8 protein-coding genes are annotated in these 20,621 nt (G+C 72.3%); all 8 read left to right on the forward strand.

What is annotated here, in order from left to right:
* Positions 1-999 (forward strand): KR domain-containing protein (locus tag AB0L95_RS36040; protein ID WP_365169527.1); only part of this gene is annotated, 999 nt, incomplete at its 5' end.
* 62 nt (positions 1,000-1,061) lie between these two features.
* Positions 1,062-10,430: an SDR family NAD(P)-dependent oxidoreductase gene (locus AB0L95_RS36045; RefSeq protein WP_365169530.1), complete on the forward strand. Its 9,369-nt coding sequence runs from the start codon at positions 1,062-1,064 to the stop codon at positions 10,428-10,430.
* Positions 10,427-14,422 (forward strand): acyltransferase domain-containing protein, encoded by a 3,996-nt coding sequence (locus AB0L95_RS36050; RefSeq protein WP_365169533.1) that lies wholly within the window; start codon positions 10,427-10,429, stop codon positions 14,420-14,422. Before AB0L95_RS36045 ends, AB0L95_RS36050 begins: the two co-directional genes overlap by 4 nt.
* Positions 14,419-15,180 (forward strand): alpha/beta fold hydrolase, encoded by a 762-nt coding sequence (locus tag AB0L95_RS36055; RefSeq protein ID WP_365169536.1) that lies wholly within the window; start codon positions 14,419-14,421, stop codon positions 15,178-15,180. The genes AB0L95_RS36050 and AB0L95_RS36055 overlap by 4 nt, the downstream gene beginning before the upstream one ends.
* Positions 15,181-15,240: 60 nt before the next feature.
* Positions 15,241-16,671, forward strand: coding sequence for an MFS transporter (locus AB0L95_RS36060; RefSeq protein ID WP_365169539.1), 1,431 nt, complete (start codon positions 15,241-15,243; stop codon positions 16,669-16,671).
* A gap of 28 nt (positions 16,672-16,699) precedes the next feature.
* Positions 16,700-17,893 (forward strand): cytochrome P450, encoded by a 1,194-nt coding sequence (locus tag AB0L95_RS36065; protein ID WP_365169542.1) that lies wholly within the window; start codon positions 16,700-16,702, stop codon positions 17,891-17,893.
* Between the two features lie 75 nt (positions 17,894-17,968).
* The gene (gene ccrA, locus AB0L95_RS36070; protein ID WP_365169545.1) at positions 17,969-19,312 is read left to right on the forward strand and encodes a crotonyl-CoA carboxylase/reductase; all 1,344 of its coding nucleotides are present in this window, start codon (positions 17,969-17,971) and stop codon (positions 19,310-19,312) included.
* A 76-nt stretch (positions 19,313-19,388) separates the two neighbouring features.
* A complete protein-coding gene (locus AB0L95_RS36075; protein ID WP_365169548.1) occupies positions 19,389-20,600 on the forward strand; it encodes a cytochrome P450 in 1,212 nt (403 codons plus the stop codon).
* The last annotated feature ends 21 nt before the right edge of the window (positions 20,601-20,621 follow it).

Raw genomic sequence — 20,621 nt, forward strand, 5'->3', positions numbered from 1 at the left:
CAGTTGGACCGTGTCCTGCGTTCGAAGATAGACGCCGCGTTCAACCTGCACGACCTCACCCAGCACCACCCCCTCAACGCCTTCGTCCTCTTCTCCTCCGCGGCCGGTCTTCTCGGCAGCCCCGGACAGGGCAACTACGCAGCGGCCAACGTGTTCCTGGACGCCCTCGCCGCACACCGAGCCGCGAGCGGACTGCCTGCGCAGTCGCTGCCGTGGGGACTGTGGAGCGAGCGGAGCGAGCTGACCGCGTCCCTCTCGGACGGGGAGCGCGAGCATACGGGACATTCGGGTGTACTCGGTCTGTCGTCCGGGGAGGCGCTGGACCTCTTCGACGCCGCACGGAGTTCCGACGAGCCCGTACTCGTGCCGATCCGCCTCGACCACACGGTACTTCGGCGCCAGGACATACCCCCGGTGCTGTGGCACGAGGTGCGCCGCCCGGGGCAGGCCGCAGGGCCGGGGTCCGCGCGGCCGGCGGTCGCATCCGCCCGGGAGCGTCTGCTGGGACTGCCCGAAGAGGAGCGCCCGGCGGGCCTGCTGGACCTGGTACGTACCCATGTCGCCGCGGTGCTGGGTCACTCCACCACCGGCTCGGTGACGGCGGAACGTGCGTTCAAGGAGCTGGGCTTCGACTCGCTCACCGCCGTTCAGCTGCGCAACCAGCTGGCCGCGGCGACCGGTGTGAAGCTCGCGCCGACCGTGGTGTTCGATCACCCCACCCCGGCCGCCCTGGCCGAACATCTCGGGGGTGAGCTCTTCGGCGAGGCGCCGGACCCGGACTCGGTCGCCGTACTGCAGGAACTCGACCGCCTGGAGTCGGCCCTGCTCTCCTCCTTGTCGCGGCTCCCCGACCCGGAGCAGGTGTCGTCCCGGCTGCGCGCACTCGCCGCGAAGGTCGCGGGAACGGGCGACGGCAGCCCGGACATGGACCAGGAGATCGCCTCGGCCACAGCTGACGAACTGCTCGGCCTCATCGACAAGGAATTCGGCTCCGTATGACGCGGACCGGTTCGAGGCGATGAGTGGCACTTCCTACGTTCTGAAAGGCGATGGACAAGGCGATGGCGGAGCAGGAAAAACTCCTCGAGTACCTCAAGCGCATGACGGCCGACCTCCGACAGGCGAACCAGAGGCTCAGCGACGTCGACGCGAAGGCGCACGAGCCGATCGCCATCGTGGGCATGGGCTGCCGTTTCCCCGGCGGGGTGCGTTCCCCGGAGGAGTTGTGGCAGCTGGTGGCCACCGGCTCTGACGCGATCTCGGGCTTCCCGGCGGACCGTGGCTGGGATCTGGACGGCCTCTACGACCCGGATCCGGAGGTACGCGGGAAGGTCTACACGCGCGAGGGCGGGTTCCTGCATGACGCGGCGGAGTTCGATGCCGGGTTCTTCGGGATCTCGCCGCGTGAGGCGTTGGCGATGGACCCGCAGCAGCGGTTGCTGCTGGAGACGTCGTGGGAGGCGATCGAGGGGGCCGGTATCGACCCGGCGTCGCTGCGGGGCAGCCGTACCGGCGTCTACACGGGCCTGATGTACCACGACTACGCCGTGCACACCTCCGGTGTTCCGGAGGACCTGGAGGGCCATCTCGGCACCGGCACCGCGGGCAGCATCGCGGCCGGGCGCGTCGCCTACACCTTCGGCCTGGAAGGGCCCACGCTCACGGTCGACACGGCGTGTTCGTCGTCGTTGGTGACCCTGCATCTGGCGGTGCAGGCGCTGCGGCGCGGCGAGTGTGCGATGGCGCTGGCGGGTGGTGTGACGGTGATGTCCTCCCCGGCCGCCTTCCTGGACTTCAGCCGGCAGCGCGGGCTGTCTCCCGACGGCCGCTGCAAGGCGTTCGACGAGCAAGCAGACGGTACCGGCTTCGGCGAGGGCGTCGGTGTGCTGGTGGTGGAGCGTCTGTCGGACGCGCAGCGGCTGGGGCACCCGGTGCTGGCCGTGGTGCGGGGGAGTGCGGTCAATCAGGACGGTGCGAGCAATGGTCTGACGGCGCCGAACGGCCCGTCGCAGCAGCGGGTGATCCGGCAGGCGCTCGCCGATGCGCGGCTGAGTGCCGCGGATGTCGACGCCGTGGAGGCGCACGGCACCGGCACCCGGCTCGGTGATCCGATCGAGGCCCAGGCACTCCTTGCCACGTACGGTCAGGAGCGTGACGACGAACAGCCTCTGTTCCTGGGGTCGTTGAAGTCGAACATCGGGCACGCACAGGCGGCCGCCGGTGTCGGTGGGGTCATCAAGATGGTGATGGCCCTGCGGAACGGTGTGCTGCCCAAGACGCTGCATGTGGATGCGCCGTCGTCGCATGTGGATTGGTCGGCGGGTGCGGTGGAGCTGCTGACCGAGCAGCGGGCGTGGCCGGAGTCGGACCGGCCGCGACGGGCGGCGGTCTCCTCCTTCGGGCTGAGCGGTACCAACGCCCACGTCATCCTCGAACAGATCACGGCACCCGAGCCGGAGGCCGTCTCGCGTGCGTCGCACGGGCTGCTCCCCTTGGTGCTGTCGGGCAAGACGGAGGCGGCGCTGTGCGCGCAGGCCGAACGTCTGCACTCCTTCGTCACCGAGCATCCCGGGCTCGACCTGGTCGACACGGCGTACTCACTCCTGCGCCGCCGCACCGGATTCGAGCACCGGGCCGTTGTCCTGGCCCAGGACCGCACGGAGTTGCTGGCCGGTCTCGCCGCGCTGGCGGCCGGAGAGCCCGCGCCCGGAGTGGTGCGGGGCGTACGCGGTGACGGCGGGCTGGCCTTCCTGTTCACCTTCCAGGGCAGCCAGCGCCTCGGCATGGGACGCGAGTTGTACGAGGCGTTCCCGGTCTTCGCGGCGGCCTTCGACGAGGTGTGCGCCGAACTGGACCGGCATCTCGGCCGACCGATCAAGGAGATCGTCTTCGCAGCCGAGGACAGCACCGAGGCCGCGCTGCTGGCCCAGGCCGAATACGGGCATCCCGCCGTGTTCGCCCTGGAGGTCGCCCTCTACCGGCTGATCGAGCACTGGGGGATCCGCCCCGACGTTCTCTTCGGCGGCTCCAACGGCGACTCCGCCGTGCTCCATGTGACCGGCATGCTCTCCCTCGCGGACGCGGCGGCCTTCGTCACCACGCGGGGCCGGCTGCTCCAGGAGACGCCGCAAGGCGGCACCATGGTCGCGATCGAGGCGTCCGAGGACGAGGTGCGCGCCTCCCTGCGTGGCCGTTCCGGCACGGTGGACGTCGCCCTGGTCAACGGCCCGCGGCAGGTCGTCGTCTCCGGCGACGAGGAACTCGTCGCGCGGATCGGCGACGAGTGGCAGGCCGACGGCCGGCGCACCCATCGGATGTCCTTCGGCCGGGCGTTCCACTCCGCTCATATGGAACCGATCCTGGACCGGTTCGTGGCGGCGGTCCGCGCCCTGGAGTTCCACCAGCCGCGCATCCCCGTGATCAACTGCCTGGACGGCCGGCTCGCCGATCCCGCCGAGCTCTGTTCCCCGGAGTACTGGGGGCGTCATGTCCGCGGCGCCGTCCGCTTCCTGGACGGCATGCGCACCCTGGAGGCCGACGGCGTCCGCACCTACCTGGAACTCGGTCCGGTCGCCATGCAGTCCCTGATGGGACGCGAGTGCCTCGCCGAGGACAGCGACGCGGTGCTGCTGCCCACCCTGCGCGAGGGGCGCCCCGAGCCCGTCAGCCTGCTGACCGCGGTGGCCCATCTGTATGCGGGCGGCGCCGACTTCGACGCCGACGCCTTCTTCGGCCACCTCGGCCCGCGCCGTGTCGAACTGCCGACGTACGCCTTCGAGCGCACGCACTACTGGCTCGCCGACTCCCCGGCCGCCGCCGGTGCCGCCCGCCCGGGCGACCTCGGCCTCGGCGCGGCCGTCCACCGGTTGCTGGGCGCGGCGGTGTCGGTGGCCGGCGCCGACGAGCTGCTGCTCACCGGCCGCCTGTCGCTGCGCACCCACCCATGGCTCGCGGACCACGCGGTGGCGGGGAGGGTGCTGCTGCCCGGCACCGCCTTCGTCGACCTGGCGCTGCACGCGGCCGACCTGTCCGGCTGCCGACTCATCGAGCAGCTGACCCTGGAGTCCCCGCTCGCACTGCCCCAACAGGGCGGTGTCCAGGTCCAGCTGGCGGTCGGCGCCGCAGACGCGACCGGCCGACGCGCTCTGACCGTCTTCGCCCGGCCCGACGACCTGGCCGACCGGCCATGGACCCGGCACGCCACCGGCACCCTGGCCACTGACGCCGAGGACCCCGCCTTCGATCTGACCCAGTGGCCCCCGCAGGGTGCCCGTCCGGTCCCGGTGGACACGCTCTACGACGGCCTCGCCGCCGCAGGACTCGACTACGGCCCGGCGTTCCGGGGTGTGCGCGCGGCCTGGCGGCGCGGGACCGAGGTCTTCGCGGAGGTCGCCCTGTCCGAGGAGACCACCGACGGCTACGGCGTGCACCCCGCGCTCCTCGACAGCGCGCTGCACGCCTGGAGCCTGGCCGGACCCGGTGAGTCCGATGGGCCGCGGCTGCCGTTCCACTGGTCGGGTGTACGGCTCTTCGCGACCGGCACGGACACCCTGCGGGTACGGCTGAGCCCGTCCGGCGCCGACGCGATGGCGCTGGCGGTGGCCGATCCGACCGGGCTCCCGGTGGCATCGGTGGAGTCGCTTGCGGTGCGGCCGGTCACGGCCGAGGCGCTGCGCGCGCCGGCCGTGTCCGACGCGCTGTACCGGCTCGACTGGGTACCGGTGGACACGGCGGAGCCGCTGGCGCCGGGCAGTTGGGCCTGTGTCGGCGCCGCCGAGGACGACGACTACCCCTCCCTGGCGGCCCTCGCCGCCGCCGTCGACGCCGGTGCGGCCGTACCGGACGTGGTGGTCGTACGCGAGCAGCCCGCGCTCGACGCCCTGCACGACGCGGTCCACCGCACGCTGCACCTGCTGCGGGTGTGGCCGGCCGACGAACGGTTCGCCGCCGCCAGGCTGGTCCTCGTTACCAGTGGTGCGACGGGCGAGCAGGTCACCAGCCCGTCCGGTAGCGCGCTGCACGGCCTGGTGCGATCGGCGCAGACCGAGCACCCGGGGCGGTTCGTCCTGGTCGACACCGACCGTCCGGGGGAGCCGCTCACGGCCGCGGTGCTCGGCGCCGAGCCGCAGTTCCTCGTCCGAGACGGCGTCTGGTCGGTGGCCCGGCTCGCGCGGGCCGAGGCGAGCGCCGACGCGTCCACGTTCCGTCCCGACGGGACGGTCCTGGTCACCGGCGGCACCGGCACCCTCGGCGCGGCCGTCGCCCGGCACCTCGTGGCGGAGCACGGCGTCCGCCAACTGGTGCTGACCAGCCGTCGAGGTCCGGCCGCCGAAGGCGCCGAGGCTCTGGCGGCCGAACTCGGCGAGCTGGGTGCCACGGTGTCGGTCGTCGCCTGCGACGCGGCCGACCGGACGGCCCTCGCCGACGTCCTGGCCCGGATCCCGGCCGAGCACCCGCTCACCGGCGTGGTGCACGCGGCCGGGATCGTGGCCGACGGACTGCTGGAGTCCCTCACCCCGGAACAGGCCGACTCGGTGCTGCGCCCCAAGGCCGACGCCGCGCTCCACCTCCACGAACTCACCCAGGGACTGGACCTGGCGCACTTCGTCCTGTTCTCCTCGGCCGCCGGAGTCTTCGGCGGCGCGGGACAGGGCGCCTACGCGGCGGCCAACGCCTTCCTGGACGGACTGGCTGCCCACCGTCGCGCGAACGGGCAGCCGGCGCTCTCGCTCGCCTGGGGGCTGTGGGCCGAACGCAGCGGCATCACCGCGCAGTTGACCGAGGCGGACCTCGCACGCATCGAGCGGGCCGGTTTCGCCCCGCTCGCCGTCGAAGAGGGACTGGCGCTCTTCGACGCCTGCCTCACCGCCGACCGCGCGGCCCTGCTCCCGATGCGCCTGGACACCACGCCCCGGCCGGGGCGGGAGGTACCGCCGCTGCTCAGCGGCCTGGTGCGGACGCGCCGTACCGCCCGCACGGCTGCCGTGCCCACCGCGACGCTCCGCGAGCGGCTGCTCGCGCTGCCCGCCGCCGAACGCGACGGGATGCTGCTCGACGTGGTCCGCTCGCACGCCGCGACCGTCCTCGGTCATACGACGGGCGACGCCATCGGCGCCGAGCTCACCTTCCGTGACCTCGGCATCGACTCGCTGAGCGCCGTCGAACTGCGCAACGCGCTCGGCCCCCTGACCGGCCTGGCGCTGCCTCCCACCCTCGTCTTCGACTACCCCACGCCGGCCGCGCTGGCGGCGTATCTGCGCCGCGAACTCCTCGCGGAGAGCACCGACACCGCCGTGCCCGTCGCGGCGGCCCCGGACGACGAGCCGATCGCCATCGTGGGCATGGGCTGCCGCTACCCCGGCGGAGTGCACTCACCGGAGGAGCTGTGGCAGCTGGTGGCCACCGGCTCTGACGGCATCTCGGGCTTCCCGGCGGACCGTGGCTGGGATCTGGACGGCCTCTACGACCCGGATCCGGAGGCGCGCGGCAAGGTCTACACGCGCGAGGGCGGGTTCCTGCATGACGCGGCGGAGTTCGATGCCGGGTTCTTCGGGATCTCGCCGCGTGAGGCGTTGGCGATGGACCCGCAGCAGCGGTTGCTGCTGGAGACGTCGTGGGAGGCGGTCGAACGGGCGGGCATCGATCCCGCGTCCCTGCGCGGCAGCCGTACCGGCGTCTACATGGGTCTGATGAACCGCGACTATCTGACCAGGCTGCGCGCCATTCCCGAGGAGTTGGAGGCGTTCCGTGGCACCGGCACCGCGGGCAGCGTGGCAGCGGGCCGGCTGTCGTACACCTTCGGGCTTGAGGGTCCGGCCGTCACGGTCGACACGGCGTGTTCGTCGTCGCTGGTGACCCTGCATCTGGCGGTGCAGGCGCTGCGGCGCGGCGAGTGTGCGATGGCGCTGGCGGGCGGTGCGACGGTGATGTCCTCCCCGGCCGCCTTCCTGGACTTCAGCCGGCAGCGCGGGCTGTCTCCCGACGGCCGCTGCAAGGCGTTCGCGGAGGGCGCGAACGGCACGGGCTGGGCCGAAGGTGTCGGTGTGCTGGTGGTGGAGCGTCTGTCGGACGCGCAGCGGCTGGGGCACCCGGTGCTGGCCGTGGTGCGGGGGAGTGCGGTCAATCAGGACGGTGCGAGCAATGGTCTGACGGCGCCGAACGGCCCGTCCCAGCAGCGCGTGATCCGGCAGGCGCTCGCCGACGCCGGACTGAGCGCGGCGGATGTCGACGCCGTGGAGGCGCACGGAACCGGCACCCGGCTCGGTGATCCGATCGAGGCCCAGGCACTCCTTGCCACGTACGGTCAGGAGCGTGGCGGCGAACAGCCTCTGTTCCTGGGGTCGTTGAAGTCGAATATCGGGCATGCGCAGGCGGCCGCCGGTGTCGGTGGGGTCATCAAGATGGTGATGGCCCTGCGGAACGGTGTGCTGCCCAAGACGCTGCATGTGGATGCGCCGTCGTCGCACGTGGACTGGTCGGCGGGTGCGGTGGAGCTGCTGACCGAGCAGCGGGCGTGGCCGGAGTCGGACCGGCCGCGACGGGCGGCGGTCTCCTCCTTCGGGCTGAGCGGTACCAACGCCCACGTCATCCTCGAACAGGCGCCCGGGGTCGAGGACGTCCCCGACGCGGAGTTCGGCCCGATCCCCTGGATCGTCTCGGGCCGTACGGAGACGGCGCTGCGTGCCCAGGCCGAGCGCCTGCACTCCTTTGTCGGCGAGCGCCCCGGACTCGACCTGGGTGCGGCGGCGTACGCGCTGCTGACCACACGCAGCGCGTTCGACCACCGGGCTGTGGTGGTGGCCGAGGACCGCGACGGACTCGTACGAGGACTGGCGGCCGTGGCCGCCGGGGAGCCCGACACCGCAGTGGCGCAGGGCCGCCGGCACCCGGGCCGGCTCGCCGTCCTCTTCACCGGACAGGGCAGCCAACGCCCGGGCATGGGGCGCGAGTTGTACGAGGCTTTCCCGGTCTTCGCGGCGGCCTTCGACGAGGTGTGCGCCGAACTGGACCGGCACCTCGACCGTCCGCTCAAGGAGATCGTCCTCGCGCCCGAGGGCAGCCCCGAGGCGGCCCTGATCCACCGGACCGGCTTCACCCAGCCCGCGGTGTTCGCCCTGGAGGTCGCCCTCTACCGGCTGATCGAGCACTGGGGCATCCGCCCCGACGCCGTAGCCGGGCACTCGATCGGCGAGCTGGCCGCCGCCCATGTCATCGGACTGTTCCCGCTGCCCGACGCGGCCGCGCTGGTGGCGGCCCGCGGACGGCTGATGCAGGAGCTGCCGGCGGGCGGGTCCATGGTCGCCGTTCAGGCCACCGAACCGGAAGTGCTCGACCTCATCGGGGACTTGACCGACCGGGTCGGTGTCGCCGCCGTCAACGGGCCGTCCGCCGTCGTCCTGTCCGGTGCCGCCGAAGCCGTGCTCGACATCGCCGGGCAGCTGCGCGCCATGGGCCGCAAGACCAAGCGCCTGGAGGTCAGCCATGCCTTCCACTCACCGCTGATGGAACCGATGCTGGACGGTTTCACCGACGTGGCGCACGGTCTCCGGTTCGCCCCGATTGCCACGCCGTTCTTCTCCACCCTGACCGGCGGCCCGGTCACGGCGGACGAACTCGGCAGCCCCGAGTACTGGGTGCGGCATGTCCGGCAGGCCGTGCGGTTCCACGACGCGGTGGCCGCCCTGGCGGCCGACGGCGTGACCACCTTCCTGGAACTCGGCCCGGACGGCGTGCTGTCCGCGATGGGCCCCAACTGCCTGCCGGCGGACGCGGAAACCATCACCTTCGTCCCCTCCCTTCGCGGCGGCACCCATGAGGCCCAGAGCCTCACCAAGGCCGTCGTCCAGCTGCACACGCGCGGTGTCGCGGTGGACTGGCCGGCGTTCTGCGGCACCCCGGTGGACTGGTCGGCGGCGTTCGACGGACCCCGCCCGCCCCGCACAGAGCTGCCGACCTACGCCTTCCAGCGGCAGCGGTACTGGCTCGACGCGCTGCCCGCACAGCCCGAGGACCTCGGCGCCGCCGGACTCGTCCCGGCGGACCACCCGCTGCTGGGCGCCGCCATCGAACTGCCCGGCTCCGACGGCCTGTTGTTCTCCGGCCGCCTCGCCGCCCACACCCACCCCTGGCTCGCCCAGCACACCGTCGGCGGGACACCGGTACTGCCCGCCTCGGCCGTGGTCGACCTCGTCCTGCGGGCGGGCGACGAGACCGGCTGCGCCCTCGTGGAGGAACTGGTCCTGGAGGACCCGCTGATCCTGCCGGAACAGGGCGGCACACAGCTCAGGCTGACGGTCGTCCCGTCCGGCGAGGGGTACGCCGTCGAGCTGCACTCGCGGCGCGAGGGAACGTCCGGTCCCGGCGGATGGGTCCGCAACGCCCACGGCATGCTGCGCGCCGCAGGCCCGGCGCCGGACGCCGGCCTGACTGTGTGGCCGCCGGAGGGCGCCGTACCCGCTGCGGCCGAGGACCTGTACGAGCGCCTGGCCCAGGCAGGGCTCGACCTTGGGCCGGCATTCCAGGCCGTCCGGATCGTCTGGCGCCGCGACGCCGAGCTCTACGCCGAGCTGGCTCTCGGCCCGGCCGAGGCGCAGGAGGCGGACCGGTACCGCGTGCACCCCGCACTGCTGGACGGAGCGCTGCACGCACTCGGCCTGACGGACACGGCCGGCGAGCTGCCCGGGACCTGGTCGGGCGTGTCCGTGTACGCCACCGGCGCCGCGGCCGCTCGCGTCCGCCTCACCCCCGCCGGGCCGGGCACGGTCTCCCTGCTGCTGACCGATCCGGCCGGGCTGCCGGTCGCGTCGGCGGACGCCGTGCGCCTGCGTCCCGCACCGGCCGACCTGCCCCGTCCGACGGCCCCGCGTGCCGCCCCGGCCGCCCGCCCGGCCCGGCGCACGGTCGCGGCCGAGCCCGCCGTGGAGCCCGGCGCCAGGGACCGGCTGCTGGCCCGGTCACCGGACGAACGGACCCGCACGCTGCTCGACATCGTCCGCCGCTGCACCGCGGTGGTCTTCGGGTACCCCGGGGCCGACGACGTGGACCCGGGGCAGTCGTTCAAGGACATCGGCATCGACTCGCTCACCGCGGTCGAACTGCGCAACCACGTCACGGCGGCCACCGGCCTGCGGGTGCCGCCGACCGTACTGTTCGACTGCCCCACCCCGGCCGCGCTCGCCGCCCGGCTGGACGAGGAAGCGGCCGCCGAGCTGTCCGGAGTGCCCGAACTCCACCGTGAACTTGACCGGTTGGAGGCACTGCTCGCCGCGCTGCCCGACGAGGGCACGGAACGCGAGGGGATCTACGCCCGGCTGCGCGCCCTGACCGGCTCCCGGGAACGGCCGGCGAACCGCACGGCGGACGCCGACCTCGAGTCCGCCACCGCCGAGGACATCTTCGACCTGCTGGATGCCGAACTGGAGTCGTCGTGAGCCCGGAACCCGTGACCGACGAGGCGAAGTACCTCGACTACCTCAAGCGCGCGACGACCGACCTGCGCGAGGCCCGCAGACAGGTGCGTGAGCTGACCGACCGGCAGCACGAACCGGTGGCGATCATCGGTATGAGCTGCCGCTACCCCGATGGTGTCGCCGACCCCGACGGGCTGTGGGAGCTGGTGTCGGAGGGACGGGACGCCATCTCCGGCTTCCCCGACAACCGCGGCTGGCCCGACGACAAGACCGGCCATGGCGGATTCCTGCACCACGCCGACGAGTTCGACGCCGACTTCTTCGGCATCTCACCGCGCGAGGCGCTGGCCATGGACCCCCAGCAGCGGCTGCTGCTGGAAGCGGCCTGGGAGGCGTTCGAGGCGGCCGGCCTCGACCCGTCCACGGCCCGGGGCGAGCAGGTGGGCGTCTTCACCGGCCTCAACCTGCACGACTACGCGACCCGGGCCGAAGCCATCCCCGCCGAGGCCATGGGCTACCTCAGCACCGGCAACGCGGGCAGCGTCGCCTCTGGGCGGATCGCGTACTTCCTCGGCCTGGAGGGCCCGGCCGTCACGGTCGACACGGCCTGCTCCTCCTCCCTCGTGGCCCTGCACCTGGCCGCACAGGCACTGCGGCGGGGGGAGTGCGGGATGGCCCTGGCCGGCGGTGCGACCATCATGAGCTCCCCCGGCGCGTTCGCGGACTTCGGTGCCCAGGGCGGTCTGGCCGCGGACGGCCGGTGCAAGTCGTTCGCCGCGTCGGCCGACGGCACGGCCTGGGGGGAGGGGGTCGGACTGCTCCTGGTGGAGCGGTTGTCCGACGCCCGGCGGCTCGGGCACCCCGTGCTGGCCGTGGTGCGCGGCTCGGCCGTCAACCAGGACGGCGCCAGCAACGGCCTGACCGCACCCAACGGCGGCGCCCAGCGGCGAGTGATCCGGCAGGCCCTCGCGGACGCCCGGCTGGACCCCGTGGACGTCGACGCCGTCGAGGCGCACGGCACCGGCACCCGGCTCGGCGACCCCATCGAGGCCCAGGCCCTGCTGGCCACCTACGGCCAGAACCGGCCGGCCGGCCGCCCGCTCTGGCTGGGCTCGCTCAAGTCGAACATCGGGCACACGATGGCGGCGGCCGGCGTGGGCGGCGTGATCAAGATGGTGCAGGCCATGCTTCACGGCACCCTGCCGAGGACCCTGCACGTGGACGCGCCGTCGCCGCAGATCGACTGGTCGGCGGGCTCCGTCGCGCTGCTGACCGAGGCACGCCCCTGGCCGGTGACGGACCGTCCCCGCCGCGCGGCGGTCTCCTCCTTCGGGATGAGCGGCACCAACGCCCACATCATCCTCGAACAGGCCGAGGAGCGACCCGAAGAAAAGCCCGTGGAACCGTGCGACCAGCCCGAGGGGAAGACCGCGGACCAGTCAGCCGCACACCCCGAGCCGCCGGGCAGCCAACGGCCCCTGCCCGTAGCCGTACCGTCCAAGGCCCCCTCCGACCCCCTGCCCTGGGTCCTCTCCGCCCGCACCCCGCAGGCGCTGCGCGCCCAGGCCGCCCGGTTGGGCACCCATCTGCTCGCCCACCCGGAGCAGCGTGGTGCCGACGTGGCCTGGTCCCTGGTCACCGGCCGCGCCGCACTGGACTACCGCGCGGTCGTGGTCGCCGACGGCCGGGAGGATCTGCTGGACCGCCTCGGCGCCCTCGCGGACGACCGGGACGCCCCGCACACCGTCCGGGGCACGACGGCCGCCCGCCCGGCCGGCCGCACCGCCTTCGTCTTCCCCGGCCAGGGCTCCCAATGGCGCGGCATGGCAACCGAGTTGATCGCCTCCTCCGCTGTCTTCCGGAACCGCCTCACGGCCTGCGAGGAGGCGCTCGCACCCCATGCCGACTGGTCGCTGACCGAGGTACTGCGCGGCGACCCGGACGCGCCTTCCCTCGACCGGGTGGACGTGGTCCAGCCGGCCCTGTTCGCCGTCATGGTGTCGCTGGCGGCCCTGTGGCGGTCGTACGGCATCGAACCGGACGCCGTCGTCGGCCACTCGCAGGGCGAGATCGCGGCCGCCTGCGTGTCCGGCGCTCTCTCGCTGGAGGATGCCGCGCTGGTGGTCGCCCTGCGCAGCCGGGTGCTGAGGCAACTGGCCGGACGCGGCGGCATGGTGTCCGTCGCGCTGCCCGCCGATCAGGTGGCGCCCCGGCTCACCCCGTGGGCGGACCGGATCGCGGTCGCGGCGGTCAACGGCCCGAACGCGACGGTGGTCGCCGGTGACGCCGACGCCCTGGACGACTTCCTGGCCCGCAGCGAGGCGGACGGGCTGCGGGTACGCCGAATACCCGTGGACTACGCCTCCCACTCGCCGCACGTCGAGGCCGTCCGCGAGGAGTTGCTGACGCGGCTGTCGGCCGTCGCACCGAAGCCCGCCGAGGTGCCGTTCTACTCGGCGGTCACCGGCACACCGCTGTCCGGGACGGAGCTGGACGCCGACTACTGGTACCGCAACCTGCGCCGGACCGTGCGCTTCGAGGACACCGTACGCCTGCTGATCCAGGACGGCTTCCGGTACTTCGTCGAGGCGAGCCCGCACCCCGTGCTCGTCGGTGCCGTCGAGGAGACGGCCGAGACGACGGAGGCCGGCCGCGCCGTCACGGCCGTCGGCTCGCTGCTGCGCGAGGAGGGCCGCCTCACCCGTTTCCTGCAGTCGGCGGGCGAGCTGTACGTCCGGGGCGCGGACGTCGGCTGGACCGACACGCTGCCGCCTGCCCGCCGCGTCGAGTTGCCGCGCTACGCGTTCCAGCGGCGTTCGTTCTGGCTGGCATCCACCCCCGCCACGACGCTCCCCGCGGCCCTCGCGCCCGTGCCCGCCGCCGAGGAGGACAGCGGGGCGTTGCAGCGGACCCTGGCCGGTCTCGCCGACGACGCGCAGCGGGCCGCCGCCGTCGCCGACCACGTCCGCGCGGCCGCCGCCGCCGTACTGGGACACGCCGAGCCCCAGGACGTCGACCCCGACCGGTCCTTCGTCGAGCTGGGATTCGAGTCCCTGACGGCCCTGCAACTGCGTAATCGGCTACGGGACTCCACCGGGCTGTCCCTGCCGCCGACCCTTGTCTTCGACCACCCGACGGTCACCGCGCTGGCCGCACATCTGGCGGAGCGACTGGGACAGACGCCCGGCGAGCCCTCGGACGACCCGCTGACCGGCCTGTTCCGCCAGGCGTACCGTACCGGCCGGCTCATGGAGGGCTTCCAGCTGCTGAGCGCCGCCGCGGCGCTGCGACCGGACTTCGCCACGCGCGCCGAGGCGGACCGCCTGCCCACGCCGGTGCGTATCACCGCCGGAACCGGCGACCTCGCCGTGCTGTGCTTCCCCTCGCTCAGCGCCGTCTCGGGACCGCAGGAGTATCTGCGGCTCGGCGCGGCGCTCGGTGCCGCGGGGGAGGTCTGGGCACTGCCGCACACCGGCTTCGCGGCTGGTGAGCTGCTGCCCCGCTCGGCGCAGGCACTGGTCGGCGCCCAGGCGGAGACCGCCGTCGAACTCGCCGCAGGCCGCCCGATCGTGCTGCTCGGCCGCTCCTCCGGCGGATGGATCGCCCACGCGGTGGCCGAGCACCTGGCCGCGCTCGGCATCCCGGCCGCCGCTGTGGTGCTGGCCGACACCTTCTCCCGGACCGCGGACCGTTCCAGCACCCAGCTGATGGTCGCGCAGCTCCTGGAGAACGAGGAGGCCGCCGAATTCCTCGACGACCAGCGGCTGGTGGCGATGGGCGGCTACTTCCGGGTGTTCGCGCACTGGACCCCGGGGCCTCTGAAGACCCCCGTGCTGCTGCTGCGTGCCACCGACGACGTCCCCGGAGCGGCTCCGGGCGGACGAGGGGCCGGCTGGGAGCACGCCCACCACGTGATCGACGTACCCGGAGACCACTTTTCGATGCTCGACGAACACCATCGGACTACCGCCGACGCCATCGCGTCCTGGCTGCGCACGGAGGTACGGGGATGAACAACTCCCTTGCTGCACAAGAACTCTGGATCCACCGTTACCACCCGGCGCCCGAGGACACCGATGTGTCGCTGGTCTGCTTCCCCCACGCGGGCGGCTCCGCCAGCTACTTCCACCCGCTCGCCACCGCCCTGGCGGGCGTCGCGGACATCCTGCCGGTGCAGTACCCGGGGCGGCAGGACCGCCGCGCCGAACCGCCGATCACCTCGATCTTCCGCCTGGCCGACGAGATCGTCACCGTGCTGGAGTCGCTCCCGCGGCGCCGGCTGGTGTTGTTCGGGCACAGCATGGGGGCCTGCGTGGGCTTCGAGGTGGCCCGCCGGATCGAGCAGCGCTCCTCGCTCGACCTGCTGGGTCTGGTCGCCTCCGGCCGCACCGCCCCGCCCAAGCTGCGCGACCGCGGGGTCCGCTCGATGGACGACGACGGCGTCATCGCCGAGATCCGACGGCTGAACGGCACCGACGACCGGCTGCTCCTCGACGACGACATCATCCGGATGATCATGCCCGCCATCCGTGGCGACTACGAGGCGGTGGAGTCCTACCGCTACGAGCCGGGACCCCGCCTGCGCTGCCCCATCAGCGTGCTGGTGGGCGACGACGATCCGCAGGTCACCCTCGCCGAGGCCGAGGAGTGGCGGGACCACACCGAGGGCGGCTTCACCCTGCGCAGCTTCCCCGGCGGTCACTTCTATCTGGCCGAACAGAACGCCCAGGTGGCCCAGGCACTCGCCGAGGACCTGGCGCGCTTCCGCTGACCGATTCCCCGCCGGCGCCGTCGTCGGCGGCGTTCTCCCCCCAACACAGAAAGAACTGGTATGGCAAACGAACCGGCTGTCCCGGCACGACCGTCGTTCGGACTCACCGTCCTGGCCGTGTCCCTGCCGATGTTCATGGTGGCCTTGGACAACCTGGTGGTCACCAACGCCCTGGCGTCCATCCGACGTGACCTGGGTGCCTCGGTGCAGGGCCTGCAGTGGGTCACCAACAGCTACATCCTCGGCTTCGCCGGCCTGCTGCTGGTCGCGGCGGGCCTCGGAGACCGGTACGGACGGCGCAAGGTGTTCGTCTGCGGGCTCTCCTTGTTCGTGCTGTTCTCGGTCGGCTGCGCACTGTCCACCTCCACCCCGGCCCTCGTCGCCCTGCGCGCCCTTCAGGGCATGAGCGCGGCGGCCGTCCTGCCGCTGTCGCTGACGATGCTGACCGTGGCCGTGCCGCCGGAGAAGCGGGGCGTGGCGATCGGGGTCTGGTCCAGCATCAGCAGCCTGGCGGTCGGCATCGCTCCGCTGATCGGCGGCGCCATCACCACCGGCATCGGCTGGCACTGGCTGTTCTGGCTGAACGTCCCGATCGGCCTCATCGCCGTGCCGCTGGTGCTGCGCGTCCACAGCGAGAGCCGCGGTGCGGCAGCCGGACTCGACCTCCTTGGGCTGCTGCTCGGCGCCGTCGGTGTGCTCGCCCTTGTCTGGGCCATCGTGGACAGCAGCGAATACGGCTGGACCTCGGCCCGTGTGCTCGGGATGTACGCCTCGGCCGCCGTACTGCTGGTGCTGTTCGTCCTGTGGGAGCGCCGGGCCGCCGAGCCGCTGCTGCCGCTGCGCATCTACCGCGTCCGCGCCTTCACCCTGACCAACATCGCCTCCCTCGCCGTGTACTTCGGCCTGTTCGGTTCGATCTTCTTCCTCGCCCAGTACCTCCAGGTGGTCCGCCACCACTCGCCGTTCGTGGCCGGCCTGTGGACCCTGCCGTGGGCCGTCATGCCGACGATCTGCGCTCCGTACGCCGGCAAGCTCATCCCCAAGGTCGGGGCCAGCAAGCTGATCGCCGCCGGGCTGGGGCTCGCCGCCCTGGGGCTGGCCTGGTGCGCGCTGATCTCCGACCCGGGCACCGCCGACTGGCAGATGGTGGTGCCGTACATGCTGTGCGGCATCGGCACCGGTCTGATTTTCGCGCCGAGCGCGACGGTGGTGGTCACCTCCGTTCAGCCGCAGGACATAGGCAAGGCGTCCGGCACCAACGCGACCGTCCGCGAGATCGGCAGTGCCCTGGGTATCGCCGTTCTCACCACCGTGTTCATCAGCCGGGGCGGCAACTACCTCTCGCCGGCGGCCTTCAACGACGCGATGATCCCCGGTCTGTGGATCTGTGTGGTGGTCCTGCTGGCCGGCGGCGCGGTGGCGCTGGGCATCCCGGCGCTGAACCCGTCCGCCCCCGCCCCTGCCGCCACCAAGCAGCCGGCTCTCGACTGATCTCCCATCCCACAAGGAGCACACGCACATGGTCACTTTCACCGACCTCTACGCCGAGTACGGTGTGAAATCCCCGCACGATCTGTTCGAGCAGCTGCGCGAGGAACGCCCCCTGTTCCAGGTCGAGTTGCCCAACGGCGTGCCGCTGTGGCTGGTCACCCGGTACGCCGACTGCCGGGCAGGGCTCGGCGACGCGCGGCTGTCCAACCGGATCGGCACCCGGATCGTCGCCCAGGACATCCTGCCCGCCGAGATCCGGGCCAGCATGGGCACCCATATGCTGCGGGTCGACGGCACCGACCACACCCGGCTGCGGCGGCTGGTCTCCTCGGTCTTCACGGCCAAGCGGATCGAACGGCTCCGGCCGATGATCGAGCAGATGACCAGCGACCTGCTCGACAAGATGGCCGTCCAGGAACACCCGGACGCCATCCACGATCTGGCCTACCCGCTGCCGATGCAGGTCATCTGCGAACTGCTCGGTGTTCCCGTGTCCGACCACGAGCGCTTCCGCACCTGGTCGAACGCCTATCTCGCCGGGGTCGGCACACAGAACTTCCCGGTCGACGTGGTGACGGAGTTCGTCCACTACGTCCGGGAACTCGTCGAGCAGAAGCGGGCCGAGCCGGACGACAAGCTGCTGTCCGCGATGATCTCCGCCCGGGACAACGAGGACCGGCTCGCCGAGAACGAGCTGACCTCGATGTGCTTCCTGCTCATTATCGCCGGCTATGAGACCACGGTGAACCTGCTCGGCAACGGCACGGCCATGCTGCTCGCCGACCGGGAGCTGGCCGCCCGGCTGCGGGCCGACCACGAGGCGATACCGGGGGCCGTCGAGGAGTTCCTGCGCTTCGAGAGCCCGGTGCCCGGCGCGAGCTTCCGGGTCGCCACCGAGACCCTGGAGCTCGGCGGCCGGACCATCGAGGAGGGCGAACTCGTCCTGATCTCCCTGCTGTCGGCCAACCGCGACGAGCGGGTCTTCGCGGACTCAATGACCTTCGACGCCGAGCGCAACCCCAATCAGCACATGGCCTTCGGCTACGGCATGCACTACTGCCTGGGCGCCCCGCTGGCCCGGCTGGAGGCCCACATCGCCTTCCGTCAACTGCTGGAGCGCTTCCCCGAGATGGAACGCCTGGACCCGACGGCCGAGCTCAAGTGGCGGCCCGGTCTGGTGATGCGCGGTCTGACCGAACTCCCGGTGAAGCTCAACCAGTAGACACACCGACGGTGGTGGCCGGCCGATACGGCCACCACCCGCCGGACCCCAAGCCCTCTAGACCCCTGGGAGTCTGTGGTGACAGCCGACCTGGTGGCGGCGATCGAGTCGCCGGACGCAGTGTCACGCGACTTCGCGTCCCTGCCGGTACCGGAGACCTATCGCGCCGCCGTGCTCTTCAAGGACGAGCAGCACATGTTCGACGGACTGCCGGTCACCGACCGGGAGCCCGCGAAGGCCCTGCACATCAGTGACGTGGCCACCCCGGAGCCCGGACCCGGCGAGGCCCTGATCGCCGTCATGGCGAGTTCCGTCAACTACAACACGGTGTGGAGCGCCTTGTTCTCGCCCGTGCCGACCTTCGCCTTCCTCGAACGCTACGCCCGCACCGGAGGACCGGCCGCGCGGCACGACCTTCCCTACCATGTGATCGGCTCCGACCTCTCCGGCGTGGTGCTGCGCACCGGACCCGGAGTACGCCGCTGGCAGCCCGGTGACCGGGTGGTCGCGCACTGTCTGTCCGTCGAACTGGAGGACGCGGCGGGCCACAACGACACGATGCTGGACCCCGAGCAGCGGATCTGGGGCTTCGAGACCAACTTCGGCGGCCTGGCCCAGCTGGCGCTGGTGAAGTCCAACCAGCTGATGCCGAAGTCCGCCCACCTCACCTGGGAGGAGGCGGCCGCACCCGGCCTGGTCAACTCCACCGCCTACCGACAGCTGATCTCGCGCAACGGCGCTGGCATGAAGGTGGGCGACAACGTGCTGATCTGGGGCGCGGGCGGCGGTCTCGGCTCGTACGCCACCCAGTACGCGCTGGCGGGGGGCGCGATACCGATCTGCGTGGTCTCCAACGAGCAGAAGGCGGCGATCTGCCGTGCGATGGGCGTCGAGGCCATCATCGACCGCGGCGCGGAGGACTACCGGTTCTGGAAGGACGAGCACACCCAGGACCCCAGGGAGTGGAAGCGCTTCGGCGGCAGGATCCGCGAGCTGACCGGCGGCGAGGACGTGGACATCGTCTTCGAGCACCCGGGCCGGGAGACCTTCGGTGCCTCCGTCTACGTCGCCCGCCGCGGCGGGACCGTCGTCACCTGCGCCTCCACCTCCGGCTACCGGCACGAGTTCGACAACCGCTATCTCTGGATGCACCTCAAGCGGATCATCGGCTCCCACTTCGCCAACTACCGCGAGGCCTGGGAGGCCAACCGCCTCGTCGCCAAGGGCCGGATCCATCCCACCCTCTCCCGTACCTACCCGCTCGCCGAGGTCGGCCAGGCGGCGACCGACGTCCACCGCAACCGGCACCACGGCAAGGTCGGCGTGCTGTGCCTGGCCCCCCAGGAGGGCCTGGGCGTCACCGACCGCGAGCTGCGGGCCGAACACGAACCGGCCATCAACCGGTTCCGCACCGACTGAGCCCGGCGGCACCGCCGCCCTCCCCGCCTCTCACCCCCCACACCCATCCGCGATCACACAGATTGGCAGTACGTACGTGACGGACACCCCGGTCGACAACAGCCCCCTCACCTACCCGTTCGAGCGGCCCTCGGCGCTTGAGGCGTGCCCTCACTACAAGCGGCTGAGGGAGACCGATCCGGTCGCGGAGATCCGGATGCCCAGCGGCGACCACGCCCTCTTAGTCACCGACTACGAATCGGTGCGAACCGTGCTGTCCGACGCCCGCTTCAGCCGGGCCGCCACCGCCCAGCCCGGCGCCCCCCGGATCGGGACCGAGCCGCAGAACGCCAAGAACCTGCTCAGCATGGACCCGCCGGAGCACACCCGGGTACGCCGGCTGGTCTCCCGGGAGTTCACCGCCCGCCGGGTGGCGGCCCTGCGGCCGCGCATCCAGAGCTGCACCGACGAACTGCTGGACGCGATGGAGAAGGCCGGGTCCCCGACCGACCTGGTCCCGGCCCTCGCCTTTCCGCTGCCCGTGACCGTCATCTGCGAGCTGCTCGGGGTCCCGCTCGACGAACGGGAGCAGATCGCCGAATGGTCCGGCACCGTTCTGTCGACCGTCTCACTGCCGGTCGAGCAGATCATGGCCGCCCACATGGGCCTGGCCACCTATCTGGGCAAGCTCATCGCCGTCAAGCGGGAGAAGCCGGGCGACGACCTCCTCTCCGCCCTGGTGTCGATCCACGAGGCGGACGCCGAACGACTCGACGAGGAGGAACTGCTCCACCTGGCGATCACTCTCCTCATCGCCGGACACGAGACCACGACCAACCAGATCGCCAACGGTGTCCTGGCGTTGTTGACGCACCCCGAACAGTTCGAGGCGGCCCGCCGTGACCCCGGGAGGGTCCCCGCCGCCGTGGAGGAGCTGCTGCGCTTCGTCCCCCCGGGAGACGAGGCGACCCTGCGCATCGCCATGGAGGACGTGAAGCTGGGCGACACTGTCGTGCCCGCGGGCACCGCGGTGCTCGCGTCCCTGGCCTCCGCCAACCGTGACGCCGGGCAGTTCACCGATCCCGACACCCTCGATGTCACCCGCGTCCCGGACGTCCAGCACCTGACGTTCGGCTACGGCATCCACTACTGCCTCGGCGCGGGCCTGGCCCGTCTGGAGCTGGAGATCGCCATCGGCAGCCTGCTGCGCCGCTTCCCCACGCTTCGGCTGGCTGTGCCGGCGCAGGAGGTGCCGCGCTCCTCCGGTCGCCTCATCCACGGCGTGACGTCGTTGCCCGTCGCCTGGTAGGGGAGACGGGGAGTCCGCCAG

Source organism: Streptomyces sp. NPDC052036, from assembly GCF_040680495.1.
Taxonomy (GTDB): domain Bacteria; phylum Actinomycetota; class Actinomycetes; order Streptomycetales; family Streptomycetaceae; genus Streptomyces.

What these genes read in the sequence shown, in the direction of transcription:
- AB0L95_RS36045 (WP_365169530.1), top strand. Translation starts at nt 1,062, where the DNA reads ATGGCGGAGCAGGAAAAACTCCTCGAGTACCTCAAGCGCATGACGGCC.
- AB0L95_RS36055 (WP_365169536.1), top strand. Translation starts at nt 14,419, where the DNA reads ATGAACAACTCCCTTGCTGCACAAGAACTCTGGATCCACCGTTACCAC.
- AB0L95_RS36060 (WP_365169539.1), top strand. Translation starts at nt 15,241, where the DNA reads ATGGCAAACGAACCGGCTGTCCCGGCACGACCGTCGTTCGGACTCACC.
- AB0L95_RS36065 (WP_365169542.1), top strand. Translation starts at nt 16,700, where the DNA reads ATGGTCACTTTCACCGACCTCTACGCCGAGTACGGTGTGAAATCCCCG.